The sequence below is a fragment of the Pseudoalteromonas sp. APM04 genome (genome assembly GCF_022809815.1).
Classification (GTDB): Bacteria; Pseudomonadota; Gammaproteobacteria; order Enterobacterales; family Alteromonadaceae; genus Pseudoalteromonas; species Pseudoalteromonas marina.
Genome location: NZ_CP094441.1, coordinates 976,528 through 1,002,109 on the forward strand (window position 1 = coordinate 976,528; position 25,582 = coordinate 1,002,109).

The 25,582-nt window shown below is 40.0% G+C and carries 23 protein-coding genes; 16 read left to right on the forward strand and 7 right to left on the reverse strand.

The genetic code is table 11. The features are described 5' to 3' along the window. From MTP24_RS04620 to MTP24_RS04635, 4 genes are read left to right on the forward strand one after another with little or no spacing between them, the layout of a single operon-like run. The gene (locus MTP24_RS04620; protein WP_243532994.1) at positions 1 to 1,008 is read left to right on the forward strand and encodes a PilW family protein; all 1,008 of its coding nucleotides are present in this window, start codon (positions 1 to 3) and stop codon (positions 1,006 to 1,008) included. Further along, entirely contained in the window at positions 996 to 1,499 is a 504-nt protein-coding gene (locus MTP24_RS04625) for a hypothetical protein (RefSeq protein ID WP_010555936.1), read from the forward strand. The genes MTP24_RS04620 and MTP24_RS04625 overlap by 13 nt, the downstream gene beginning before the upstream one ends. Before the next feature lies 1 nt (position 1,500). Beyond that, positions 1,501 to 4,686, forward strand: coding sequence for a PilC/PilY family type IV pilus protein (locus MTP24_RS04630; RefSeq protein ID WP_243532996.1), 3,186 nt, complete (start codon positions 1,501 to 1,503; stop codon positions 4,684 to 4,686). 9 nt (positions 4,687 to 4,695) lie between these two features. Then, positions 4,696 to 5,112, forward strand: a complete 417-nt coding sequence (locus tag MTP24_RS04635) for a type IV pilin protein (protein WP_008132544.1) — start codon at positions 4,696 to 4,698, stop codon at positions 5,110 to 5,112. Positions 5,113 to 5,114: 2 nt separating this feature from the next. Here MTP24_RS04635 and MTP24_RS04640 read toward each other — a convergent pair whose 3' ends face one another. Both MTP24_RS04640 and MTP24_RS04645 read right to left on the reverse strand, forming a co-directional pair. After that, positions 5,115 to 5,642: a GspH/FimT family pseudopilin gene (locus MTP24_RS04640; RefSeq protein WP_033019175.1), complete on the reverse strand. Its 528-nt coding sequence runs from the start codon at positions 5,640 to 5,642 to the stop codon at positions 5,115 to 5,117. A gap of 78 nt (positions 5,643 to 5,720) precedes the next feature. Further along, the gene (locus MTP24_RS04645; RefSeq protein WP_243532999.1) at positions 5,721 to 6,272 is read right to left on the reverse strand and encodes a GspH/FimT family pseudopilin; all 552 of its coding nucleotides are present in this window, start codon (positions 6,270 to 6,272) and stop codon (positions 5,721 to 5,723) included. A 159-nt stretch (positions 6,273 to 6,431) separates the two neighbouring features. Here MTP24_RS04645 and glnB point away from each other — a divergent pair, with 159 nt between their 5' ends. Further along, positions 6,432 to 6,770, forward strand: a complete 339-nt coding sequence (gene glnB / locus MTP24_RS04650; RefSeq protein ID WP_006792790.1) for a nitrogen regulatory protein P-II — start codon at positions 6,432 to 6,434, stop codon at positions 6,768 to 6,770. A 56-nt stretch (positions 6,771 to 6,826) separates the two neighbouring features. Here glnB and MTP24_RS04655 read toward each other — a convergent pair whose 3' ends face one another. After that, positions 6,827 to 7,591, reverse strand: a complete 765-nt coding sequence (locus MTP24_RS04655; protein ID WP_006792791.1) for an outer membrane protein assembly factor BamD — start codon at positions 7,589 to 7,591, stop codon at positions 6,827 to 6,829. Positions 7,592 to 7,732: 141 nt separating this feature from the next. Between MTP24_RS04655 and rluD the strand changes: the two genes are divergently transcribed. From rluD to clpB, 3 genes are all read left to right on the forward strand, one after another. Beyond that, a complete protein-coding gene (gene rluD, locus MTP24_RS04660) occupies positions 7,733 to 8,710 on the forward strand; it encodes a 23S rRNA pseudouridine(1911/1915/1917) synthase RluD (protein WP_006792792.1) in 978 nt (325 codons plus the stop codon). After that, positions 8,710 to 9,441, forward strand: coding sequence for a peptidoglycan editing factor PgeF (gene pgeF, locus MTP24_RS04665; RefSeq protein ID WP_243533001.1), 732 nt, complete (start codon positions 8,710 to 8,712; stop codon positions 9,439 to 9,441). The genes rluD and pgeF overlap by 1 nt, the downstream gene beginning before the upstream one ends. A gap of 97 nt (positions 9,442 to 9,538) precedes the next feature. Further along, positions 9,539 to 12,115 carry an ATP-dependent chaperone ClpB gene (clpB, locus tag MTP24_RS04670; RefSeq protein WP_006792794.1) on the forward strand — a complete coding sequence of 859 codons (2,577 nt, stop codon included), beginning with the start codon at positions 9,539 to 9,541 and terminating at the stop codon, positions 12,113 to 12,115. 64 nt (positions 12,116 to 12,179) lie between these two features. On the opposite strand, the gene MTP24_RS04675 is transcribed toward clpB, so the two are convergent. After that, complete coding sequence (locus tag MTP24_RS04675) at positions 12,180 to 13,727, reverse strand: PAS domain-containing methyl-accepting chemotaxis protein (RefSeq protein ID WP_243533666.1); 1,548 nt, start codon at positions 13,725 to 13,727, stop codon at positions 12,180 to 12,182. A 441-nt stretch (positions 13,728 to 14,168) separates the two neighbouring features. Between MTP24_RS04675 and gshA the strand changes: the two genes are divergently transcribed. Beyond that, positions 14,169 to 15,746 (forward strand): glutamate--cysteine ligase, encoded by a 1,578-nt coding sequence (gshA, locus tag MTP24_RS04680; protein ID WP_243533003.1) that lies wholly within the window; start codon positions 14,169 to 14,171, stop codon positions 15,744 to 15,746. 135 nt (positions 15,747 to 15,881) lie between these two features. Next, positions 15,882 to 16,496, forward strand: coding sequence for a transglycosylase SLT domain-containing protein (locus MTP24_RS04685; RefSeq protein ID WP_243533005.1), 615 nt, complete (start codon positions 15,882 to 15,884; stop codon positions 16,494 to 16,496). Between the two features lie 43 nt (positions 16,497 to 16,539). Here the strand turns inward: MTP24_RS04685 and MTP24_RS04690 are convergent, their stop codons facing one another. Together MTP24_RS04690 and ccsA are read right to left on the reverse strand one after the other, a co-directional pair. After that, on the reverse strand, positions 16,540 to 17,811 hold the full coding sequence (locus MTP24_RS04690; RefSeq protein ID WP_008132535.1) for a CNNM domain-containing protein: 1,272 nt from the start codon (positions 17,809 to 17,811) through the stop codon (positions 16,540 to 16,542). Between the two features lie 61 nt (positions 17,812 to 17,872). After that, entirely contained in the window at positions 17,873 to 18,679 is an 807-nt protein-coding gene (ccsA, locus tag MTP24_RS04695) for a cytochrome c biogenesis protein CcsA (protein WP_006792799.1), read from the reverse strand. Between the two features lie 249 nt (positions 18,680 to 18,928). Here ccsA and ffh point away from each other — a divergent pair, with 249 nt between their 5' ends. The 6 genes from ffh (at position 18,929) to tyrA (ending at position 24,111) form a co-directional block, all read left to right on the forward strand. Beyond that, a complete protein-coding gene (gene ffh / locus MTP24_RS04700) occupies positions 18,929 to 20,308 on the forward strand; it encodes a signal recognition particle protein (RefSeq protein ID WP_006792800.1) in 1,380 nt (459 codons plus the stop codon). Positions 20,309 to 20,568: 260 nt separating this feature from the next. Further along, on the forward strand, positions 20,569 to 20,817 hold the full coding sequence (gene rpsP / locus MTP24_RS04705; protein WP_006792801.1) for a 30S ribosomal protein S16: 249 nt from the start codon (positions 20,569 to 20,571) through the stop codon (positions 20,815 to 20,817). A gap of 17 nt (positions 20,818 to 20,834) precedes the next feature. Beyond that, entirely contained in the window at positions 20,835 to 21,371 is a 537-nt protein-coding gene (gene rimM / locus MTP24_RS04710; protein ID WP_006792802.1) for a ribosome maturation factor RimM, read from the forward strand. After that, on the forward strand, positions 21,371 to 22,138 hold the full coding sequence (trmD, locus tag MTP24_RS04715) for a tRNA (guanosine(37)-N1)-methyltransferase TrmD (protein ID WP_033019178.1): 768 nt from the start codon (positions 21,371 to 21,373) through the stop codon (positions 22,136 to 22,138). The genes rimM and trmD overlap by 1 nt, the downstream gene beginning before the upstream one ends. A 33-nt stretch (positions 22,139 to 22,171) precedes the next feature. Further along, complete coding sequence (rplS, locus tag MTP24_RS04720) at positions 22,172 to 22,531, forward strand: 50S ribosomal protein L19 (protein ID WP_008132530.1); 360 nt, start codon at positions 22,172 to 22,174, stop codon at positions 22,529 to 22,531. Between the two features lie 446 nt (positions 22,532 to 22,977). Beyond that, the gene (tyrA, locus tag MTP24_RS04725; RefSeq protein WP_243533007.1) at positions 22,978 to 24,111 is read left to right on the forward strand and encodes a bifunctional chorismate mutase/prephenate dehydrogenase; all 1,134 of its coding nucleotides are present in this window, start codon (positions 22,978 to 22,980) and stop codon (positions 24,109 to 24,111) included. A 60-nt stretch (positions 24,112 to 24,171) separates the two neighbouring features. Here tyrA and MTP24_RS04730 read toward each other — a convergent pair whose 3' ends face one another. Further along, positions 24,172 to 25,329: a chorismate mutase gene (locus MTP24_RS04730; protein ID WP_243533009.1), complete on the reverse strand. Its 1,158-nt coding sequence runs from the start codon at positions 25,327 to 25,329 to the stop codon at positions 24,172 to 24,174. Positions 25,330 to 25,582: the final 253 nt, after the last annotated feature.

Sequence of the window (25,582 nt, forward strand, 5' to 3'; positions counted from 1 at the left end):
ATGAGCATTAAGCAAAAAGGTTTTACCCTTGTAGAAATGATGATCTCGCTTTTTATAGGGGGCTTAGTACTTGGCGGCGTTATGTTCACCTACATTGGCATGAAAGTAACCACAAAAGACACCATGACCATAGGTGAGATCCAAGAGTCTGCGCGCCTTGCTATTAACATTATGCAGCGTGATATAGAACAAATTGGATTTTGGGGCACATACTACGATGACTCTTTTGTCGCAGGGAATACAACAAGGGCGACGGCAACAACTCCTGCACCAGATTGTTTTGAAGGGGCTAATAACGGGAGTTTTCCTGATTTAGCGTCTGCTACTAACTTTAGAACCATCTATGCAAAGGTTGCGGAAGAGTCTAAAGAACTAAATTGCGTGAGTAACCCTGTTAAAAGTACAGATATTTTACAGCTTAAATTTTTACAAGGTAACCGCTTAACAGTAACAGCTGGAGGAAACGAAACCCAAGCAGGTCAAAACTATTTTATTGCAGAGCAAGAAAAGGCGCAATTTGTTCGCGGCGTAGTCAATGCTGGTGCCCTAAATATTAATGCAACTGTTTGGCCTTATAGCCACCACGTTTATTACATTTCAGAGCAAACGTACAAAGTTAATAATAAAAATATTACTGTTCCCGCATTGATGAGAAAACGCTTGGTGGGGGCTAATATTTCTACAGAGACAATAATGGAAGGCGTAGAAAATATGCGCTTTGTTTTTGGCCTTGACACAAATAGTGACAGCCGAATTGATACCTATAAAAGTATCGGCGATATGGAACATTCAGACTGGGAAGACCGAAAGGGTATTTTAACTGTTCAAGTATTCTTATTGATAAGAGCTTTACAAGAAGACCCCGGGCTTAAATTAAAGAATCAAACATATACCTTGGGCGAAGACGATAATAAGCGCCAGTTAACATTTAATGACAGTTACAGACGCACCGTATTTACTACCACAATTCGATTAAACAACGTTGGATCAAACTTATGGCGTATTTAAAAAACTCACCTAACAAACAGCAGGGTGTTGTGCTTATTACTGCATTAATTATGGTAATAGCCGTCACTGGTATTGCTGTAACACTGATGAGTAGCAGCAGTATTGACGTTAAAATTACAAATGCAGCGCAAGAACGAGAAGTCGCTGAAAACGAACTTATTGGTGAAGTTCAAAGAATGATTTCTGATGAGGCTAACAAAGGGGCTGCAAACCAGTTTTTTTTAACACCCGATGAAGTCTCACACCATTCTGGAGACAACGGTGAAGGTATGACAATTGCAACGCACGGCGATATGCAAAGTAAAATGATTAACTTAAATCAAGGTGCACTTGATTTAGAATGCCCAAGGCGCTTTAACTTCACAGCGGGTATATCGTGCAACATGGTACAAGTTGCTACTACCGTTGAATATGGATCTAAAGCAAAGCATTCACTCACAATTGTGACAGGTGTAGCACAAGAAATGGCTAGTATGAGTAAGGGAATTTAAGATGAATTTTAAATTAAACAAAGTGCTAGCGGCATTACTTGGCTTAGCAGTCAGTGCAACAGCAAGTGCAGAAGACATTGAGTTATATGTAAACCATAATGTTGAAACAGATGAAAACCCAAGAGTATTAATGATATTTGATACGTCCGGTAGTATGGCTTGGGATGTTACTGATGGTGGGCAGTGCTATCGTCGCTATCAAAATGGGCAATTTTATCAATCAGATTGTTTTAAAAGTCAGACTTATTTTAACTATACGCAGCAGTGTTATAAATCAGTTAACGGGTACGCCCAAGCTATTTGTGAAGATAGCAGACTTTTAGTAGCTAAAAATGCTATTAAACAACTAGTCAATGATAACGATGATATTGATTTTGGTTTAATGCGTTTTAACGGAAACTCTGGAGGTTATGTACTTGCAAGATCTGGCGCTAGTAAATCAAATATATTAAACGAAATCGATGACTTACCAGCTAGCGGTTCAACGCCAATAACAGAGACTCTCTGGGAAGCCTACCGTTATATAACAGGTGCAGGTCTCGATTTTGCAAATGGTATAAACAATCGGGATAAAAGCGCAGATGCAAGCGGGAACTATAAGTCGCCTTTTAAAAAAAATTCTGGCGACCCTTTGAGATGTGACAATTCAATAAATTTAATATTAATGACAGATGGCGACCCTACGAATGATAGTGGCCGTGATAATCAAATAAAAAATGTGCACAATGATATATTTGACGACTCAATCCCTTTTGTTGATGGTGACTATTCAAATAGCTATTTAGTGGCTTTATCTAAAATTATTCATGGTACCAACGACACAAAAGTAGATCTATATACAGATACAAGTGATGTATTAGACACTGGCAGGGTATATACCATTGGTTTTGGTACAGGTATGAGTGAAGACGGTATTAAATTACTAGAGGGAGCGGCTTCTGTTGGTGGCGGCCAGTACTTAGAAGCTCGGACATCTGAGGCGTTATCTGAAGCACTCAAAAATACAATTTCTCGTATTAGAGAGGTAAACGACAGCTTTTCATCGCCTTCTGTGGCAAGTAATAACGTGGATCAAACCCGAAGCCGCGACGCAATATATTTTGCTATGTTTTACCCTGAAACCGGTGCCCGTTGGCGCGGTAACCTAAAAAAGTTAAAAGTATCAGGCAGTCAAATTGTTGACTCAACAGGTAACCAAGCTCTTGATGAAAATGGACTTATTGACGAAAGTGCCAAAACGTTTTGGTTACCTAGCGGTGAAGCTGCTGATGGTAATTTGGTGGCCCAAGGTGGAGTAAATCTTCATTTAACTAATCTTGATTCAGACAGCCGTAACTTATACACAGAGAATCAAGGACAAGTTATTACGTTTAATACAAGTACTGTAACAGACATTCTTGATTTGGTTGACGATAACCCAATTAGTTTATCGAGTAATGATATTAAATGGGCAATGGGTATTGACGTAGACGATGAAGATGGCGATGGATCTCGCGTTGATCAGCGAAATGATATATTTGGCGACCCTTTACATTCTAAGCCCGTTGCTATCGATTATGGTAACGATGATATTAGGGTTTTAATTGGCACTAATGCAGGCTTTTTACATATGTTTAAAGATTCTGATACCAGTGTGAGTGAAAGCTGGGCATTTATTCCTTCAGCCTTATACGACATTATTGAGCCGCTTAGGAATAACCAAGCCGATACAAAAGTTTACGGTATGGATGGACCCATTAGTGTTTATTTTAGTAATAAAAACCTAAACAGCGATGGATTAAATGATGGCATTATTGATGCCAGTGGGGACGACAAAGTTTGGGCGTTTGCAGGTATGCGCCGCGGTGGAGAAAACTACTATGCGCTTGATATTACTAACCCTGATGAGCCTAAAAAACTGTGGGATAACCCAATTGAAGGCGGTAAAGGTCAATTTCAAGAGCTGGGGCAAACATGGTCTAAGCCACAGATAGCTTATATCAAAGCATTTGGTGATAAACCATTACTTGTATTTGGAGCTGGCTACGATACAAATAAAGATGAAGCTATTCGAAGTAATGATAGTATTGGCCGAGGTATATATATTGTTGAGGCTGAAACAGGTAAACCAGTGTGGGCATTGACGCCTAACATTAATGGGTTTAAGGGCAAGCACAGCATTGCTGCAGATATTACTACGTTAGATTCTGACTATGACGGCTACATAGACAGAATATACGCAGCCGACACAGGCGGTGATGTGTGGCGTATAGATATGCCAGGCACAAATACCAATGATTTTAGTCATTTTAAACTAGCAGAACTTGGCAGTAACAAAGCAACAGAGGATAGACGCTTTTTTTACAAGCCGCTTGTTGCGCGTACTATTTACAGCAAAGTATCAGAAACGACGGTTAACGGTAAAAAAGTGATTACACGTTTAGATACACCGTATGATGCAATAGTTATTGGTAGTGGTAACCGTTCTAAACCAACGGGTACAAATGAGCAAGACCAACTGTTCATGATAAGAGATGAAAACACAGTTACACAAACGTTTAAAACTAACGCACAAGACACCATTAAACCAGATGATTTGATGCTGATGAATTCAGACCCGTTTGGTAATGCACTTGATGATGTGGACGATTTTGTAGACCTAGAAATAGATTTAGCAAAATTCAATGGTTGGCGCTATGAGTTAGGCACAGGTGAGAAATCGCTTGCCGCTTCGACGGTAGTGGGTGGTGTTGCGTACTTTACTAGCTTTACTCCAGCGTCAGAAACATCAACAGAAAACCAATGTTCGCTTAGTGGCGGGGGGGGCTCATTGTATGCTTTCCACCTGCATTACGGGACAAAAGTGTATGACGACCTGAAATTTTCAACCAGTTACGATGTACCAGATACACCGCAACTTTACTTTGGAGAAGGTCCTTCGTGTGCAGATGGTAATGGCGATGGTAAGTGTGATGACAACCCAACATTATCTGTAACACAAGAAAGCCAATTTTATCTTATTGGACCGGGTATAAAAGGGGAAAATGCACAAAACCCAATGAAGCCAGTTGAGATCACAGGCCCAGGTTTAAATGTGGTTGATGGTAAAGTACAGCTTGTGAACCCTGATAATACATTAGGCTTTGGATTTAGAACGCAGCAAACGTATATCTATAAGCGTGAAGAAAATGATGAAGTTGGAAATTAAGGAATAAAAATGAATAAGCAACGTGGATTTACCTTGATTGAGCTGATGATAGCGGTGGCTATTGTTGGCATTATAGCGGCTGTGGCAGTGCCCAATTACACTGAATATGTAAAGCGGGCATCAAGAGCAGAAGCTGCTGCAGCACTTTTAGATACAGCTAATAAGCAAGAGCAGTTTTTTGTTGATAACCGTGAATATACAGAAACATTTGCAGACTTAGGACTTCAAGATAAAACCGAAAATGGACATTTTGAATTATCCATTGATGTCGTTGATGGCAATGCATTTACAATAAAAGCAAAGCCAATAGCAGGTGCAGTAAAGGGTGATAACGACTGCAAGGAGTTATCTATTACCGATACAGGTCTAAAGGGTGCTAAAGGCGCTAAAGGTAACTCAGATATTGACTATTGCTGGGGCCGTTGAGTTTAATTTTTTTGACACTTATCGGTTGATTTAATTCTTATTCTGCCAGTTTGACTCACTGACAAAGCCAACCCTTCGAGGTTGGCTTTTTCATTTGGGCAGTAAATAAACGTCCCATTTTGAAAACCGTTTAATGAGCCATCAGGGCGAAACGTAATTGCAGTGCGAGGGTATTCAAGCGCATCAGCCTCATTTATTCTTTCAAAGGTACTAAGTAACAATTCATCGTCATCTAATGTTGTTGATTTATCTAGATCGATAAACAAGGACATTTGACCATCCCATTCATCTTTTGAGCATTCGCCTTCGTTTAACGAGCAAAGAGTAACGTAAGTACTATTTTCAATTGCGTAAAGTCGCCCATAATTAATGGTTCGATGCAGAAGATTAACGTGGTTCTCTAGTCGGTTTTTTGCTAGAAATTCTGGGTAGTACCACATAGAAATTTGACTGATAATGCTTACAACAGCGAGTGTAAGCATTAGTTCAAGAAGCGTGATCCCTTTACATTTCGATATTGATAACCTCATCCCTGAAGTCCTAAATTAATTATCTTTTAATTTAGTTTAGTAAATGAATAAAATATGACAAGCTAAATCGGTTGTTTTTTAACCGCAAGTTTTTGCACTATCACCTAAATAAAACGCTGTACCAGATTGAGAAACGCTGAGGGCTTTATTGTTATCTGTGCCGTTGTTAGGACAAAAAACAAACTCTCCTGGGTTTGTTGTAATTCGGCCACTGGTATTAAACCGTAGCCGCCTTGAGTTACCTGTAAATTTAACTTTATCTTCTAGGCTAATTTTTTCCATAACGCGTAATAATGAGTCGGTGGATTTGTTGTAGTGGCCACTGTTATCAGAGTCGATAAAAACAATAATAATTTTATTTATATCCCATTGGTCTTGGCATTGCATATTATCGTTTTGGTTTTTTACTTCACCATGCTCCGCTGCACATATTACAACTATTTCATCGGTGCTTGCAGCTTGAGAACGCGCGTAGCTAATGTTTCTTTTCAGCTCAAGTAAAAAGTTTTCAGCACGGTTTTCTTCTAACATGTCGCTACTATTCCAAAAAGCGATAGATGCTATAATTCCAACAATTGCGACGGTTACCATTAATTCTAAAAGTGTGAATCCTGATTGTTTAATCTTCATAACGATCTCATTTACAGCTAATTTTTATATTACGATTCTTATATGGCCAAAATTATATCATGGCTGATTAATTTATCACCGTAATTCAATTGCTTTGTTTGCTATGAACCTTATGATTGTCTAAAATCGTGGCATCTAAGGCTTTAAAAAGTAATTAATATGAAAAAAATAGAAGCAATTATAAAACCGTTTAAACTTGATGATGTACGCGAGGCTCTGTCAGAGGTAGGCATTAACGGCATGACCGTGAGTGAAGTAAAAGGCTTTGGTCGTCAAAAAGGGCACACTGAACTTTATCGTGGTGCTGAATATATGGTTGATTTTCTGCCAAAAGTGAAGCTTGATATAGTACTTGCTGACGAAAGTGTTGATCGCGCGATTGAAGTTATTGTTAAAACTGCACAAACCGGAAAAATTGGTGATGGTAAAATATTTGTCACTGAGGTTGAGCGTGTAGTTCGTATTCGTACCGCTGAGGAAGATGAAGACGCAATCTAATTTAAGCTTAAATAGCTTAGTCAGTAAAAAGGCGCTTTAAGGCGCCTTTTTTGTATTTACTGTGTTCTTTTATTCAGCGCTTGTGCTTTTTTAGCGTTTTGACTTAATTCGGTTAAACCTAATTTTTCATAGCTTTTTTGCATCATATCAAGGGCTGCATTTAAATAACTACTTTGAGAGTAGTGTTCAACTACAAATTTACCACGGTTAGCAGCTGCTAAGTACGCTTCGCGCTCATAGTAGTATGTAGCTACTTTTAGCTCGTATCGTGCCATACGGTTTAATAACCATACTAAACGACGTTTTGCTTCTGGTGCGTAACCGCTTTGTGGAAAACGTTTTACAAGTGTTGATAAATCAGTAAAAGCAACGCGGGTTCTGTTCGCGTCCCTGTCTGCTCTATCAATACCAAAGTATTCTTGGAACGCGTTTTTGTCTGCTTTAATATTTACCAAACCACGCATGTAATACATGTAATCTAGATCTTTATGATTTGGATTCAAACGGATAAAACGGTCAATGGTTGCTAATGCTTGTTCAGTGTTACCCGACTGGTAATGAGCATACACTAAATCCATTTGCACTTGTTTTGAAAATGGCCCAAATGGGTAGCGCGAATCAATCGCTGATAAAAGCTCAATTGCACGGGCATATAAACCTGAATCTAGTGTTTCTTTTGCATCTTCGTATAAAGCTTGTGCTGATCTATTTGGTACACGTTGAATGTCTTCTTGGTCAGGTGCTGACGAACAGGCACCTAAACTAAGTACCGAAACTGAAAAAACGATGGCAAATGCACGTTTCCCTATTTTATTTATCATTTTATTTGTTACCTTCGATGTCTTCGGCTAGGCCAAGTCGGTAAAACCGAGTAAACTATACGTATTATATTATGCTTTTATTAAAAGCGATTCTAACCCAGTCGAGCAAAGCTTGCACTGGTAAATTGGGTAAAGTTACGAATGACAGAGCAAATTTCTCTTCAAGCCGAGGTTCCAACCGACTTAGGTGGTAAACGTCTAGACCAAGTATTAGCGCAATTGTTCCCTGATTATTCACGTTCACGTATAAAAACTTGGATTTTGGATGATAAAATCACCGTTGATGGCGAAATATTAAACACACCGCGTACAAAACTGTTAGGCGGTGAAGTGTTAAATGTTGAAACAACCATTGAAGCACCGCGTGAATACCTTGCACAAAATATCGACTTAAACATTGTTTATGAAGATGACCATATTTTAGTTATTAATAAACCTATGGGATTAGTGGTTCATCCTGGTGCTGGTAACCCAGATGGCACAGTGCTTAATGCATTATTACACCATTACCCTGACATTATTAATGTGCCACGAGCAGGTATTGTGCACCGCTTAGATAAAGATACAACAGGTTTAATGGTTGTTGCTAAAACAATTCAAGCGCAAACACACCTTGTTAAGGCACTACAAAAGCGTGAAAACTTCACTCGTGAATACGAAGCGCTTTGTAACGGCACTATGACAGCGGGTGGTATGGTCGAAAAACCAATTGGTCGTCATGCAACACAGCGTACTCATATGGCTGTGCATGAAATGGGTAAGCCTGCTATTACTCATTACCGTGTTGCTGAAAAATTTCGTGCGCATACGCGTTTGCGCTTGCGTTTAGAAACAGGCCGTACTCACCAAATTCGTGTACACATGGCTTATTTGAACCACCCATTAATTGGAGACCAGTCATACAACGGTCGTCCTCGTCCACCAAAGGGTGCAACACCGCAATTGTTTGAACTGCTTAGAAGTTTTAAACGCCAAGCGTTACATGCGGTAAAACTAAGTATTGCGCATCCAATCACGGGCGAAATGATGACGTGGCAAGCACCTATTCCAGATGATATGGTAGAAATGACGTTAGCACTTCGTGAAGATACTCAGGCTAACCCAGATATAGATAGATAATGCAGTTGCTATCAGCAACATGGCAAAGCCTTCACAATGTGGGTACTCTCAGTACCACGCGTGAAGGCGGCGTATCAAAGGCACCCTATAACGGTTTAAATTTGGGGCTTCATGTTAATGATAGCCAAGCTGACGTTTTAAAAAATCGCTCAGTATTAAATAACTTCCTTCCAAATCCAGCTATCTGGCTAAATCAAATTCACAGCGCAGATGTAATTACAGTTGATCAGCAGTTTGATTTTAATAAATTACATAATGCCGATGCACTCTATACGCGCCTAGTTGACCAACCTTTGGCTATAATGACTGCCGATTGCCTACCTATATTGCTTGCAAGTAATGATGGGACTGAGGTAGCGGCTATTCATGGTGGCTGGCGAGGGTTAAAGCAAGGCATTATTCAAAATACACTTAAATGTTTTAACGCTAAACCAGAAAATATATATGCTTGGCTTGGTCCGGCAATAGGGCCGGATCAGTTTGAGGTTGGTGTAGAGGTTTTTGAAGCATTTAATAGTCAATCGCCTTTATTCTCAGATGCATTCAAGCCGCACCTCAATAACAAGTATTATGCTGATATATACGGTATAGCGCGTATTTTATTATCACAGCTAGGGGTAATAACTATTGCTGGTGGTGAGTACTGCACAGTTTCTCAATCACATTTATTTTTCTCTTATAGAAGAGATGGGCAAACAGGGCGAATGGCTAGTTTGATCTGGCGCAAGTAATTAATCATTTAGCGAATATATTTTCTTTCGTACCTTGAACAAATCGTGCAACATACCCATTTATTAATCAATTAGATTTTTTAATAGGTAACCCCTCATGCGTTTAGATAGATTTACAAGTAAATTTCAATCTGCGCTTTCTGATGCGCAATCACTGGCCCTTGGCCGCGATCATCAATTTATTGAACCCGTTCACCTAATGTATGCACTCCTCCAACAGAGTGGTTCAAGCGTTCGTGCCTTGTTTGCTCAAACAGGTGTAAGTGCCGATGAGCTTAATACAAAGTTATCCCAAGAAATAGAAAAGCTATTCAAAGTTGAAGGCGTTGGGGGCGATGTACAGTTATCTAATAATATGGCTACGCTTATAAATTTATGTGATAAGTACGCTCAAAAGCGCAAAGATAAATTTATTTCTAGTGAGTTATTTGTTCTTGCTGCGTGCGATGACAAAGGCCCGCTTGGGGATATTTTGAGATCGCTTAATATCACTGCAACAAAAATAGAAAGCGCCATAAAAGCAATCCGTGGGGGTCAAAAAGTTGATGATCCGAATGCGGAAGAAACGCGCCAAGCTTTAGAAAAATATACGATTGATTTAACCGAGCGTGCAGAGCAAGGCAAGCTTGACCCCGTTATAGGTCGAGACGACGAAATACGCCGTACTATCCAGGTATTACAGCGCAGAACTAAAAACAACCCGGTACTTATTGGCGAGCCTGGGGTGGGTAAAACCGCCATAGCAGAAGGCTTAGCGCAGCGTATTATTAATGGTGAAGTACCAGAGGGATTAAAAAATAAACGTGTATTGTCACTTGATTTAGGAGCCTTGGTTGCTGGTGCTAAATTTAGAGGTGAATTTGAAGAGCGTTTAAAATCGGTTTTAAACGAGTTGGCTAAAGAAGAAGGCCAAGTCATCTTATTTATTGATGAAATTCATACCATTGTAGGTGCAGGTAAAAGCGATGGCGCAATGGATGCAGGCAATATGCTTAAGCCAGCGCTCGCACGTGGCGAGCTGCATTGTGTAGGGGCAACCACACTAGACGAATACCGTAAATACATAGAAAAAGATGCAGCCCTTGAGCGCCGTTTTCAAAAAGTATTAATCGAAGAGCCTTCAGTTGAAGACACTATTGCAATATTGCGTGGTTTAAAAGAACGTTATGAACTGCACCACTCAGTTGAAATCACCGACCCTGCAATTGTTGCTGCCGCGCAGTTATCGCATCGTTATATTAGCGACCGCCAGCTTCCCGATAAAGCAATAGATTTAATTGATGAAGCAGGTTCTTCTATTCGTTTGCAAATTGATTCGAAGCCTGAGTCATTGGACAAGCTTGAACGCCGCATTATTCAGTTAAAACTTGAAGATAATGCTCTCGCTAAAGAAAAAGATGAGGCAAGTCAAAAGCGCCGCAGTGAAATGCAAGAGCTTATAACCGATCTTGACGGCCAATACCGCGAACTCGATGAAATTTGGAATGCAGAAAAAGCATCACTGCAAGGTACGCAAGTAATTAAAGCTGAGCTTGAGCAAGCTCGGCTCGACTTAGACGTTGCTCGCAGAGCAAGTGATTTACAGCGCATGTCTGAGTTGCAATATGGTCGTATACCCGAACTTGAACGCAAATTAGACTTAGCGTCACAAGCCGAAATGCAAGACATGACGCTGCTTAAAAACCAAGTAGGCGAAGATGAAATTGCAGAGATACTCTCTCGTTGGACAGGTATTCCAGTGTCACGCATGTTGCAAGGTGAACGTGAAAAACTACTGCAAATGGAAGATAGATTGCACAGTAAAGTAATAGGGCAAGACGAGGCAGTTGTTGCGGTGTCTAACGCTATTCGTCGCTCCCGAGCTGGGCTTGCTGATCCAAACCGACCGATTGGCTCATTTTTGTTTTTAGGGCCAACAGGCGTAGGTAAAACAGAGCTTACTAAAGCCCTTGCTGGGTTTATGTTTGACACAGAAGATGCCATGGTGCGCATTGATATGTCTGAGTTTATGGAAAAACATTCTGTTGCCCGTTTAGTAGGTGCTCCTCCTGGGTACGTAGGGTATGAAGAAGGGGGCTACTTAACAGAAGCTGTTCGCCGTAAGCCATATTCGGTCATATTGCTTGATGAAATAGAAAAAGCACACCCTGACGTGTTTAATATTTTATTACAAGTACTTGATGATGGTAGGTTAACCGACGGACAAGGGCGTACTGTTGATTTTAAAAATACCGTAATCATCATGACCTCAAATTTAGGTTCAGATATTATTCAAGAGCAGGCGGGTAATAATGATTACGCAACACTAAAATCAAAAGTAATGGATGTATTGATCAGTGAATTCAGACCTGAGTTTATAAACCGCATTGACGAAACCGTGGTATTTCATCCGCTAGCGAATCAGCACATTAAAGAGATTGCTGATATTCAGTTAATGAAGTTACGTGAACGTTTAACTGAGATGGGGTACTTACTAGAAATTAGCGATGCGGCGCTCGATACTATTGCTGCAAGTGGGTTTGATCCTGTATACGGCGCACGTCCATTAAAGCGGGCCATTCAACAAACAATTGAAAATCCGTTGGCGCAAAAGTTACTTAATGGTGATTATATTCCGGGATGTGTCATTGTTATTGATGCTGGCAGTGATGGGTTAGTATTTACTAGCCGGTAAATAATTATAAAAACCGCTTAGTTGCCTATCTCCTGAAACTAAGCGGTTTTTTAACCTATAATGTTTATACTTTAAAAGTTAATAGCAAGTCATTTACTTTTCGTGAGCCTTCAACCAGTTCTGCTGCACCTTTAGCTACTTCAAAGCTTAAACTCAAATTGTTATCGCCAAAGGCTTTAATATCAGTCACATTGTTGCTGATATCGTTACTCACCATTTGTTGCTCTTCTGCTGCAGACGATATTTGAATGGCTAAATGCGATATTTCACTAATTTGAGAAAAGATACCTTCTAGCTCCACTTGCGTTTTTTCTGTGGTACTAACGCAATTATCGGCTTGCTCTTTTGTGTCTTGCATCACTTTTGACCAGCTAAATAAAGTATCTTGTATTTCTTTTATTGAGCTGTGAATTTGTGTTGTAGCACTTTGTGTACGAGACGATAAAGTTCTTACTTCATCGGCAACGACAGCAAACCCTCTGCCATGCTCACCCGCTCTAGCTGCTTCTATTGCTGCGTTAAGTGCAAGTAGGTTTGTTTGATCTGCAATGCCTTCTATTTCACTCATTACCTGACCAATCTTATCAGCTTCTGAGGCCAAGCTACTTGCGGTGGTTGCTGCATGCTCAACTTGCACTGCTAGTTCAGAAATCATATTACTATTATCAGCAATGTGTATTTTGATTTCAGAGCAACTGCTATGCGTTGCGTTTACTTTATCTGCCGTTTCAGCTGTGTTTACTGAAATTTCGCCAATGGTCGATCCCATTTGAGTCATCGCAGATGCAATCTGTTCCAAGCGCTCACCCTGAGAAGCAATTCCTTGCTCTGTAAGTGTTGATTGTTTGTCTAAATTAGTCGCAATACTATTAAAATTAAGAGTTGAATCTTTCATTCGCCCAAGTACAGTACGCAACTTGGCATTTAGCAGTTGTTCTTTGAAGTCACTAACGCTGTGGGCTGTGGTACCGCTGTATATATAGCGAGAAACAGAGTCCGATTTAGCTTTATGCTCGCGCAATATTTTAGGGGTTACAACAAGCTCATCGTAATTTAGGGCGATTACTAATATACAAACAATAACATTAAGTAAAGCAATGGCTATTGGAGCAAATACTAAAGAGCTTATTAACCAAAGTAACACACACGCTATGGTGATACTCTGCCTAACTCCAGTTTGTTCGCGAATACTGAACAATGATTTATTAGCATTAAGGGTGTTGTATAAGCTTTGCGCTTTATTTTTGAGTGCTTGACTCGGTTTTGTTCTTACTGATTGGTAGCCAACCAGCTGGCCATGTTCAAAAATTGGCGTAACAAAAGCGTCAACCCAATAGTAACGGCCATCTTTACAGCGATTTTTTACCATGCCGCGCCAAGAGTGACCTTGCTTTAATGTTTCCCACATTTCTTTGAACGCTGCTTTAGGCATATCTGGGTGGCGAACTATATTATGGTTTTTGCCAACAAGCTCTTGTATTGAGTAACCAGCAACTGTACAAAATTCTGTATTAGCGTAGGTAATAACACCGCGTAAATCGGTTGTTGAAACAAGCTCTTGTGACTCATCAAAATGAACTTCTTCATTAATTAATGTTTTATTACTGTGCATTGCATTCACTATCATCCTTTTTAATTAACTGAAGTATATTCAGTTATTTACACAAAGCAAAATTAAAGCTCGATTATGTTTATATTGACGATGAATTGAATGCTTTATTGATCTATATCAAGATTTCTGTGGTTAATAACGTCAGCGAAATAAAATTGAATGCTTTAATCGAAATAACAGGTCTCCTATCCGCATTGGTTTAATGCTTCATTGCATACCGTGTTATTAGTAAATACCTTCGTAAAGCAATTGTATAAAGTAAATAGCAATGGCAAGATTACAACATAATTTTACGAAGATAGTTAAATCAAGCGTATGCTCAAATTAGGGATTTTAAGACTAATTGAAAAAACTAAATGGTTCTTAACAATTTAATCTTGAGTAATTGGTAATTAGCCCCCATAACCGTATGATTACGCCACGTGGCCCGAGGAAATATTTTTGACAACACAAGATCTAACACATGCGCTTAACGCGTTATCGACTGGTGAACACCAAAACGCAATTAAAGGCATTAAACGTGGCATTGAACGAGAGTCGCTAAGAATACAAAGCAACGGTGCTATATCTCCTACAGGTCATCCTAAAGGGGTAGGGAGTGCACTAACCAATGGTCATATAACGACTGACTTTTCTGAATCTTTACTTGAATTTATTACACCGGTTAGCGAGTCATCAACGCAAACATTAAAGCAACTGCGCGATCTTCAAAAGTTCACGCTTGAAAATATGGGTGACGAACTGCTTTGGCCCATCAGTATGCCGTGCTTCATCAACCACCAAGACGATATCGTACTTGCTCAGTTTGGTAGCTCGAATATAGGCAAAATGAAGACGCTTTACCGTGAAGGGCTAAAAAATCGATACGGCAGTATGATGCAGGCTATTGCTGGCGTGCATTTTAATATCTCTTTTCCAGAGTCACTTTGGAAGTCTCTGCATTCGTTAAAGCAAAGTAATACGAGCTTGCAGGATTTTATATCTGATGGTTATTTATCGCTGATAAGAAACTTCAAACGCGAGCTGTGGCTTATTAGTTATATGTTTGGCGCATCGCCTGCCCTGTGTAACTCATTTTTGCAAGGTCGTAAAACAGATTTACCGTTTAAAAAGTTAGGTAAAGGTACCTTGTACTTAGAGGTCGGCACTGCACTGCGTTTAGGTAACTTAGGTTACACAAACAGCGCACAATCGTCCTTGCGTGTCATGTATAACTCGCTTGATGAATATGTTGCTGGTTTGAAAAAGGCCATCAATACGCCATCAGATATATACAGCGACATTGACGACTACACTAGCGAACAGCCAAAACAGTTAAATAAAAATATTCTGCAAATAGAAAATGAATTTTATTCGCCAATTCGCCCTAAACGTAATGCGAACAGTGGTGAGACGCCAACAGATGCACTATTGAGAGCGGGTATAGAATATGTTGAAATTCGTGCATTAGACGTAAACCCATTTAGTGAAGTGGGTATCGATATAGAGCAAATTCACTTTTTAGATGTATTTTTAACGTATTGCTTATTAAAAGATTCACCAAACATGGATTGGAAAGAACAGGCTCGCAGTACTGAAAATTTAGATGCGGTTGTAAATCAGGGGAGAGAGCAAGGGTTGATGCTCAACGATAATAATACTCCGCGTAGCCTGCAATCTTGGGGGAATCAAATATTTGCTCAATTGACTGATGTTGCAAAATGGATGGATAAAGCTTACGGCGTAAGTTATTACTCTGAAACAATTGAGCGAATGAGCACGTGGGTTAATGATCCTTCGCTTACTTACTCTGGACGATATGTAGCAAAATTAAAAGAGTCAGGTTTAGACAATGGTCACTTTGCCTTAGACTTAGCAAACCAGTATAAGCAAAGCCACATAGACACAGATTACAGTGAGTTTTTAAAGCCGTGGCTCGAGCAGCAAGTTGAGCAGTCAAATGAAGCGCAGAGTAATATAGAAAATGCAGATGCGCAGTCGTTTACAGCGTTTTTAGATGAGTATTTTCATAAAAACTGATACCCAACATGCACGCAAAAAAAACGCAGCCTAATATGGCTGCGTAAATAATATTCAGGGATGAAACAATGCTATACAGCTGCATTAATTATTACGACCAACACTTTTTATAAAAGTTCAGTGAGAACACAAAAAATGAACAAAAAATCACTTATTTTATCTCTCACTCTCGCTTTTACTCTTGCCGGGTGTGCTACAGCGCCACCTAAACAGCCAAATGATCTTTGTAAAATTTTTGAAGAAAAGCCTGATTGGTATTTTGATGCAAAAGACGCGCAAGACAAGTGGGGCTCTCCTAAACATGTACTCATGAGTATGATGTATCAAGAAAGTTCGTTTAAGCACGATGCAGCTCCGCCTATGGAATATTTTTTATGGATTATACCAACAGGTAGAGCAAGCTCAGCCTACGGTTATTCACAAGCTAAAACGCCTACTTGGGCTGATTACGTTCGTGAAACAGGTAACAGCGGGGCAGATAGGGATGACTTTGATGATGCAATCGACTTTATGGCGTGGTTTGTTTATAAAACGCATAAAGTAAACGGCATTTCAAAATGGGATGCTTACGCTCAATATCTTAATTATCATGAAGGCTGGGGCGGGTATAAACGTGGCACATATAAGAAGAAAAAATGGTTAATGAGCGTAGCCAACAAAGTAAAAAATAGAGCAAGTCGTTATGGCACGCAATTAAAGCGATGTGAAGATGAGCTTGATAAAGGTTGGTTGGAGCGGTTATTTACTTAATCGCACAACAGCGTAAATAAGGAGCCTTATGGCTCCTTATTTGTTATTGACGAGTACGTTTTTTAGGTTGTATTTTAACCTGTTTAATCATGTTTTCTTTTACTTCGAGTACTTCTAATGGGTATCCCGCAATACGTAAGCTGATATTTGCGTCAGGAATATCTTCTAAATATTCAACAATTAAGCCGCTTAATGTTTTAGGGCCATCAAGAGGAAAGTCCCATTCCATTTCTTTATTTAAGTCACGGACGTTTGCGCCACCATCTACAATAAACGAGCCATCAGGTTGTGTTGTCACTTCTTCACTTGGCGTACGTGTTTGAGTGGTCGTGAAATCGCCCACCACCTCTTCTAAAATGTCTTCAAGGGTTACTAGGCCTTGAATATCGCCGTATTCATCAACAACTATACCAATTCGCTCTTTTGATTGTTGAAACTTAAATAGTTGTGTATTTAATGATGTGCCTTCGGGGATAAAGTAAATTTCGCGAACTGCACGCAACAGTGACGGTTTGTCAAATTGCTCTTTTGTTAAAAGTCGCAGCGCATCACGTGAGTGAATAAAACCGACTGCATCATCAATATTATCGCGATACAATAAAACACGTGTATGTTGCGCATGTGTTAGCTGGCGGCTAATTACTTTCCAATCGTCGTTTATATCAATCGCCACAATTTCGTTACGTGGGATCATAATATCTTCAACGGTAACTTGTTCTAAATCTAAGATAGAAGTCAGCATGCTTTGGTGACGAGCAGGTAATAAAGCACCTGATTCGTTCACGACTGTTTTTAATTCTTCTTTGCTCATGCTGTGCTCATCGATTTGAGCTGCACTGATACCAAATAAACGTAATATGCCGTTAGTTAGCCAGTTAACAACTACAACAAACGGAAACATGATTTTCAGCAAGCCTTTGAGTATCACTGAGCTTGGAAAGGCTACTTTTTCTGGATAAAGGGCTGCGAGTGTTTTAGGTGTTACTTCAGCAAATATAAGCACAACCAAGGTAAGTACACCAGTTGCTATTGCGATACCTAAATCACCGTATAGGCGGATACCTATAATAGTTGCAACTTGAGCTGCGGCTATATTTACTAGGTTGTTACCTATTAAAATGAGGCCAATAAGCCTATCGGGACGGCTAAGTAATTTACTGACTCGTTTAGCTGCACGGTGATCTTGCTTTGCAAGATGTCGCAGGCGTATACGATTGATTGACATAATCCCAGTTTCAGAACCAGAAAAATAAGCAGAAAAAAGTACCAATAATCCTAACGTGATAAACAGGGTACTTGTCGATATGTCGTCCAACGATGGATCCTTTTTTTATAAATCAATGCGTATTAAGCTAGAGTGAGCAACTAGAGTCAAGTTAAAACTTGTTTAGTACGACTTCTTGTACAAAACGGCTGCCAAAATAAGCTAATGTGAGGACAAATGCTGCAACCATGATGGTAATTACCACAGGTTTACCACGCCAGCCTTGTTTAATATGGCCAAGAGCGACTACAACAAAAATAGCCCATGCCACCAACGAAAGTATGGTTTTATGGATAAACTCTTTGGCAAACATGCCATCGAGAAATACAAATCCGCACACGAGTGCAATTGTAAGCAGCGCAGTACCAAGATTAAGCAGTTGATAAAGCTGGCGCTCAACAACCATCAACGGAGGTAAATGGCTATGCACAATGGCGAGGTCTTTGCGCTTAAGGCGTTTATCTATAAAGTAAAATTGCACGCCGTATAAGGTTGCAATTATTAATATACAGTAAGCGAGTAAGGAAAGTGATATATGGGCAACCAAACCAAGCTCAACATCTATACTTTGCAACAATATATGATGGGGTATAAATAAGCTTGCAACAGATAAAAGCGCTGCAAAGCCATACACTACGGGCAATAATAAAGTGGCTGGAAATTTTAAGGAGACAGCTGTTACAGACACAACAATAACCCAACAGGTTAGCAGTGCGACATTTACAATGCTTAGATCTTGACCGTCAGAACGAAACACCGAGTTCACCAATAACAACATATGCGCCAATATAGCGACGGTACTCAAGATAACAGTTACTTTTTGGTTTGGGCCTTGTTTATGAAAAAGCCGTGAAAGCACGTGTGACGTCGCTAACACATAAAATAAACTGGTGATAATAGTTAAACTGATGATCAGCATTTTGCTTGGGCCACTTAATTTGAGTCAAAAAATCCTTGCAAGTACAAACGTATTGTATTTTATAGCAACGCAAATGAATAGACCTTAAAAAAGAAACTTAATTCACTGCACTTGAACACTGTATTGTCCACCACTATTTACGGTATACTGTTTTTAATTCAAATTTAATAATATCAATGTCATTAGTCGAGCTAGTAGCTAAATCGGCTGAGTAATTAAATTGGTATAACGTTTTATCGGAACCGATACATGTTTGAGAATCTCCAAGAACGATTAGGTAAAACCTTAAAAAATATCAGTGGCCGTGGCCGCCTAACAGAAGACAACATTAAAGATACTCTTCGCGAAGTGCGCATGGCCTTTTTGGAAGCCGATGTGGCTTTGCCAGTTGTTCGCGATTTTGTAAAGCAAGTTAAAGAACGTGCAGTGGGTGTTGAGGTAACTAAAAGCTTAACGCCTGGGCAAGTGTTTGTAAAAATTGTGCGTGAAGAGCTTGAAAAAGCGATGGGCGAAGCAAACGAAGAGCTGAGCTTAAACGCACAACCGCCAGCAGTTGTTATGATGGCTGGTTTGCAAGGTGCCGGTAAAACGACCAGTGTTGGTAAACTTGCTAAGTTTTTAAAAGAGCGCAAGAAAAAATCAGTGCTTGTTGTTAGTGCCGATGTTTATCGTCCTGCAGCAATAAAACAGCTTGAAACGTTAGCCACAGAAGTTGATGTAGATTTCTTTCCAAGTGATATTTCACAAAAGCCTGTTGATATTGCTACTGCGGCTATTACACACGCTAAAAAGAAATTTATTGATGTTGTATTAGTTGATACAGCGGGTCGCTTACATGTGGATAGCGACATGATGGATGAGATTAAAGATCTTCATTCAGCTATCAACCCAATTGAAACATTATTTGTTGTTGATGCTATGACGGGTCAAGATGCCGCAAATACTGCAAAAGCATTTGACGAAGCTCTGCCACTTACTGGTGTGATATTAACTAAAACAGATGGTGACGCCCGAGGCGGTGCTGCTTTATCTATTCGTCATATTACAGGTAAACCCATTAAGTTTATGGGTGTGGGTGAACGTACAGACGCACTTGAACCTTTCCACCCTGACCGAATAGCATCGCGAATTTTAGGCATGGGTGATGTACTTTCATTAATCGAAGAAGTCGAAATGAAAGTGGATAAAGAGCAAGCTGCCAAAGTTGCCGAAAAAGTATTTAAAGGCGCAGGCTTTACGCTGGATGACTTTGCTGACCAGTTAAAGCAAATGAAAAATATGGGCGGCATGATGTCGATGCTTGATAAACTTCCTGGTATGTCTAATTTACCTGACGCGGTAAAAGGTCAGATGGGTGATAAAACCTTCATTCAGATGGAGGCTATCATCAGCTCTATGACAAAACAGGAGCGAGCTCGTCCAGAAATCATTAAAGGGTCGCGTAAAAAACGTATTGCAGCAGGTTCTGGTACACAGGTACAAGAGATCAATAAGTTGCTTAAACAATTTACGCAGATGCAAAAAATGATGAAAAAAATGAAAGGCAAAGGCGGGATGCAAAAAATGATGCGCGGTATGAAAGGCATGTTGCCACCGGGCATGATGGGCGGCGGCGGTCCAAAATTTTAGATTTTTAGTAAGCGTTGCATTTAAATTAATCACAACGCATACAAAAAAGGAGCAAATTGCTCCTTTTTTGTTGAATAATTTATGCACTCGGTACTGCATTAACTCTAATTTTTAGCCTAGATCACGGTTTAACCTACTAAACTGGCTTTTTGCTTCACTTCTTACTTGCGTTATTGCTAAAAACTCGTACAATTCACCGGCTCCCCATACTGGGGAGTAAATCTTATTAATGAAAACAGTCAATCTATTTAGAGGACGGTATGGTAACTATTCGTTTGCAACGTGGTGGCGCTAAAAAACGCCCTTTCTATCAAATTGTGGTTGCGGATAGCCGTTTCTCGCGTGACGGTCGCTTCATCGAGAAAGTTGGTTTCTTTAACCCAATCGCTTCGGGTCAGGAAGAAAAACTTCGCTTAGATTTATCTCGTGTAGATCACTGGGTAGGTCAAGGCGCAGGTCTTTCAGATCGTGTAGCTAAATTAGTTAAAGACGCTCGTAAAGCGGCTTAATAGGCGTAAGTGTAACCATGAGTCAAGAGAACACCTCATCAATAATTGTCGTAGGAAAGCTCGGCGCCCCTTATGGTATAAAGGGCTGGCTTAAGGTACATTCATTTACTGATGATCCCGCAGGGATCTTCGATTTCAGCCCGTGGTTGATAGGGCAACAAGGTAAATGGCAGTCCTTAGAAGTGGTCGACTGGCGTCGCCACAACAAAGGCTTTATCGCTAAATTTGCGCAAGTAAACGATCGAGACGAAGCAATGGCTTATACCCATGCAGAAATCTCAATGGATGCAACGCAATTACCAGAACTACCGCAAGGTGAGTTCTATTGGCGAGATCTCATTGGCATGTCGGTTGTAACTGATAAAGGTTATAACTTAGGCACTGTTGATGACTTGATGGAGACAGGGTCGAATGATGTACTGGTTGTGAAAGCAAACAGTAAAGATGCATTTGGTCAATCGGAGCGTTTAATACCTTTTTTAACTGATTCAGTTATCAAAGATGTTAAATACGACGTAAAAGAAATTACCGTAGACTGGGATCCTGGGTTTTAATGACTCAAACTAGTTCATTGTGGGTTGGGGTGATAAGCCTTTTCCCGGACATGTTTGACGCAATTACCCAACAAGGGGTTACTGGTCGCGCAGTAAAAAATGGGTTAATTAATTTTAACTGCTGGAATCCACGTGACTATGCTTTAGATAAGCACAGAACTGTAGATGATCGTCCTTACGGGGGCGGACCAGGTATGTTAATGATGGTTAAACCATTGGAAAAAGCTATTCTTGACGCTAAAAAAGCGGCAGGTGATGGTGCTAAAGTAATTTATATGTCCCCACAAGGGCGCAAACTTGATCAGCAAGGGGCTAGCGAACTCGCTAACTCTGACAAACTGATTTTGATTGCCGGTCGATATGAAGGTATAGATGAGAGAATAATAGAGTCATACGTTGACGAAGAATGGTCAATTGGTGATTTTATTTTGAGTGGTGGTGAACTACCTGCCATGACATTAATTGACGCAGTAGCGCGATTGGTGCCAGGCGTGTTAGGTCATAACCAATCAGCAGAGCAAGATTCATTTTCGGATGGCTTGCTAGATTGCCCTCACTACACACGACCAGAAACATTGGACGACAAACAAGTTCCTGCTGTATTACTCAGTGGTAATCACCAAGCGATAGCAAGGTGGCGGCTTAAGCAGTCATTAGGCAGAACTTGGATACGACGTCCTGACTTGTTGCATAACCTAGCTCTGACTGAGGAGCAAGCGGTATTACTCGCAGAATTTCAGCAAGAGTACCAAAAAGCTTGTGGCTAGAAGACAGTTACACCTAGGAAAGTGAGAAACATAATGGCAAAAGTAAACCAAAATATTATTAAAGCGCTTGAAGAAGAGCAGCTTAAAACAGACGTACCTGCATTTGGCCCTGGTGATACAGTGGTTGTACAGGTAAAAGTAAAAGAAGGTGCTAAAGAGCGTCTACAGGCCTTTGAAGGTGTTGTAATCGCTAAGCGTAATCGTGGTCTTCACTCAGCATTCACAGTTCGTAAAATCTCGAACGGTGAAGGTGTTGAGCGTGTATTCCAAACGCACAGCCCTCTTATCGATAGCGTAACAGTTAAGCGTCGCGGTGCAGTTCGCCGTGCTAAGCTTTACTACTTACGTGAGCGTTCTGGTAAATCTGCACGTATTAGAGAAAAACTTAACTAATACGCGCTGTTTATCAACGCAAAAAACGGGTTGCAGTCTTCGGATTGCAACCCGTTTTCGTTTTTAAGCGGTCTAGATTTTTATTGTAATGTTGAGTGGCGCAGGCAATATTACATATTTGAAATAAATTGGCACAAAGAACGTTTCTCTTTTTTATTTACTGCAGCTTAGGTTTAAAATTTTTTATTGTTTTTACGCAATGGGTTTATCGATATTTAGCTCACTACTAAAAAACTGAAGACTCATTGATCATTCCCTTCAAAAGCTTTTGAAATGTTGCTCATAATCTGACTGATAACATAAATTCACCGTTGGTTTTAACCTTGCTATATGTGATCAGCCCTTTTAACGTCTAACGTATCCTGTTAGTATTTATCGTATTGATTAGTTTACTTTTATGTAAATATTAATTTACAAAATTTGATTTTTGCAAGGTGGGATTGGACGTGGCAAATATAAGTGATTTGGCCCAACTAAGACAAGGTATAGATGAATGCGATGCGCAGCTTGTTGCTTTACTAGCTAAACGTAATGGTATTACCCAAAAAATTGGTGAAATCAAACAGCAAACAGGTGCGCCTTTACATGCACCAGAGCGTGAAGCTGAATTACTAGCGGCTAGGCGCCAAGAAGCAATTAATCAAAATGTAAGTCCTGATCTAGTTGAAGATATTCTCAGGCGGATGATGCGTGAAGCATATCAAAACCAACAGGCTAAATTAGCGTGTGCAGCGCCATCACTTACACCTATTGTTATTGTGGGCGGTCAAGGGGCGATGGGGCAGTTATTTGCCCAACAATTTATTCGCTCAGGTTATGACGTCAAAATATTGGATAAGGAGCAGCAAGATGATGCCCAAAGCATTTTAACTGGTGCAAAACTGGTAATGATCAGTGTACCTATTAATGCTTTAGAGTCTGTAGTTGCTAAACTACCAAAACTAGATGATGACTGTTTGCTCGTAGATATTACATCAGTAAAGCAATCGCCAATTAAAGCATTAAAAGCAGCTCATAGTGGTCCAGTTGTTGGTTTACACCCTATGTTTGGGCCTGATATTTCACATTGGGTAAAACAAACGGTAGTTGTATGTGAGGGCAGAGAACATAAAGCGGCAAAAGGGCTATTAGAGCAGTTACAAGTGTGGGGGTGTCAGCTTGTAGAGCTAGATGCTAAAAAGCACGATGAAGCCATGCAAATAATTCAGGTAATGCGACATTTAACAACGTTTGTTTATGGGCAGTTTTTAGCAAAGCAAAGCCATACTTTAGCAGAGTTACGAAGTTGCTCGTCGCCGATATATCAATTAGAGCTAATGATGGTAGGGCGTTTGTTTGCGCAATCGCCAGAACTTTATTCCGATATAATGTTGGCTCAGTTTGATGACGTTGAAAGTTTGTTAGCACAATACCAAGATACCTTTGCTCAAACGCTTGAAAAGCTTAGGGTAGGTGATAAAGCAGCCTTAATGGAGGCATTTGCAGATGCTAAATCATATTTTTCAGACTCAACTGCGCATTTTTTAACACAAAGCCGCAGTTTACTTAATAAAGCGAATGACGCTAAGGTGCTCGACTAGTTTTACATCAAATAAATGTAAAGGGGGCACATTTTGTGCCCCCTTTTGAATAGCCTATATTTAAGTATTTACACTAACAGCTTGTAATGTTTCACTTTGATAGCAACCTAATATACGCACATATTGGGTATGTTCTTTAAGTTCCTCTAGCGCTTCTTTTACTTGGGTATCAGCCAAGTTTGCTTCTAAATCAACATAAAAGACTTCTTCCCATGGGTTGCCAGGGGTAGGGCGTGATTCCAGTTTTACCAAGTTTATTTTGTGTTGCTTGAAAATCATCAGTGCATCAGCAAGTGAGCCGGCTTGTTGTTTGGTCGACATGATCAAGCTGGTCTTCGTTGGTATTTGATTCGACACATGCAAAGGCTTACGCGCTACGACTATAAAGCGGCTGTGGTTTTCGCTTTGATTAGCTAAGTTTGATTTGATAACTTCAAGGCCTACATTTTTACCAGCTTGAGCTGAGCCAATTGCAGCACTATTTGGTGTACTGAGCGCAGATTGAAGCGCTGAAGATGTTGAGTCACATGTTTCATGTTGCAAATCCCCTAACCCTTGTAAAAAGCGGCTACATTGCGCGAATGGTTGTGGATGAGCAAATACTTTTGTGAGCTGTTCAAGTTGTGTATCAGGTTTAGCTAATAAGCAATGCTCAACACTGTGTGTCACTTCACCAACAATAGATACTTGTGCGTGTTGTAGTAAATCAAATACTTCGTTAATACTGCCTGAGCTGGTATTTTCAATAGGAAGTAATCCAAAGTCTGCTTGGCCGTTTTCTACCTTGGAGGTGATTTCTTCAAACGATGAACACCCAATTTCAACGAGTTTGCCTGGGCGACGGCTAAAGTACTTATGGCAAGCAAGTTGGCTATATGAGCCTTGCCCACCTAAATAGGTAACACGGTGTGTTTCGCTTAACGCATCAGGGTTTAGGTTTTTTTGCAGCATTGCTTGCTGGTGTAATACGGAGTCTTCTAGGATTGTTTGAAAAACATTGTTTACATAATACGCATCTAAGCCAAGCGACTTACCATAACCAATTAATTTTTCTAGTAGTGCTAGTTCACGGGCTTCATCACGAATAGGTTTATTATTTGCAATTTTATATTCAACAACACCATGACTAATACGGCGCCGTTTGGCAAGGAGTACAAGCAAGTCAGAGTCTATTTCGTTTATATCATGTCTTAATGTGTTTAATACATCGTTGGTCATTTTGGGGTTCCTCATTCCAAAAGTCATATGCGTAAATGCAGCATATACAAAAAAGCCTCCCGGTTGGGAGGCTTTACTATTCGATTGATTTATCTCACAAACAGGCCAGCCTCTTTTATTTAAAGAAGCTAAAAAAAGAAAAATTAATGCGAGAATAAAATATGTTCATGCAGTTAATGTATGGAGAGTTAGGGGTAATGTCAATAACATACTTTAATAAGATAGTGCTTAAGTATTGATTATTTCAACTTTT

Coding starts and splice junctions, on each gene's coding strand:
- trmD (WP_033019178.1), top strand. CDS start 21,371: ATGACTCAAACTAGTTCATTGTGGGTTGGGGTGATAAGCCTTTTCCCG.
- MTP24_RS04640 (WP_033019175.1), bottom strand. CDS start 5,642: ATGAGGTTATCAATATCGAAATGTAAAGGGATCACGCTTCTTGAACTA.
- rplS (WP_008132530.1), top strand. CDS start 22,172: ATGGCAAAAGTAAACCAAAATATTATTAAAGCGCTTGAAGAAGAGCAG.
- MTP24_RS04645 (WP_243532999.1), bottom strand. CDS start 6,272: ATGAAGATTAAACAATCAGGATTCACACTTTTAGAATTAATGGTAACC.
- clpB (WP_006792794.1), top strand. CDS start 9,539: ATGCGTTTAGATAGATTTACAAGTAAATTTCAATCTGCGCTTTCTGAT.
- rluD (WP_006792792.1), top strand. CDS start 7,733: ATGACAGAGCAAATTTCTCTTCAAGCCGAGGTTCCAACCGACTTAGGT.
- ccsA (WP_006792799.1), bottom strand. CDS start 18,679: ATGCTGATCATCAGTTTAACTATTATCACCAGTTTATTTTATGTGTTA.
- rpsP (WP_006792801.1), top strand. CDS start 20,569: ATGGTAACTATTCGTTTGCAACGTGGTGGCGCTAAAAAACGCCCTTTC.
- MTP24_RS04675 (WP_243533666.1), bottom strand. CDS start 13,727: ATGCACAGTAATAAAACATTAATTAATGAAGAAGTTCATTTTGATGAG.
- MTP24_RS04620 (WP_243532994.1), top strand. CDS start 1: ATGAGCATTAAGCAAAAAGGTTTTACCCTTGTAGAAATGATGATCTCG.
- pgeF (WP_243533001.1), top strand. CDS start 8,710: ATGCAGTTGCTATCAGCAACATGGCAAAGCCTTCACAATGTGGGTACT.
- rimM (WP_006792802.1), top strand. CDS start 20,835: ATGAGTCAAGAGAACACCTCATCAATAATTGTCGTAGGAAAGCTCGGC.
- glnB (WP_006792790.1), top strand. CDS start 6,432: ATGAAAAAAATAGAAGCAATTATAAAACCGTTTAAACTTGATGATGTA.
- MTP24_RS04625 (WP_010555936.1), top strand. CDS start 996: ATGGCGTATTTAAAAAACTCACCTAACAAACAGCAGGGTGTTGTGCTT.
- MTP24_RS04635 (WP_008132544.1), top strand. CDS start 4,696: ATGAATAAGCAACGTGGATTTACCTTGATTGAGCTGATGATAGCGGTG.
- MTP24_RS04685 (WP_243533005.1), top strand. CDS start 15,882: ATGAACAAAAAATCACTTATTTTATCTCTCACTCTCGCTTTTACTCTT.
- MTP24_RS04655 (WP_006792791.1), bottom strand. CDS start 7,591: ATGATAAATAAAATAGGGAAACGTGCATTTGCCATCGTTTTTTCAGTT.
- ffh (WP_006792800.1), top strand. CDS start 18,929: ATGTTTGAGAATCTCCAAGAACGATTAGGTAAAACCTTAAAAAATATC.
- MTP24_RS04630 (WP_243532996.1), top strand. CDS start 1,501: ATGAATTTTAAATTAAACAAAGTGCTAGCGGCATTACTTGGCTTAGCA.
- MTP24_RS04730 (WP_243533009.1), bottom strand. CDS start 25,329: ATGACCAACGATGTATTAAACACATTAAGACATGATATAAACGAAATA.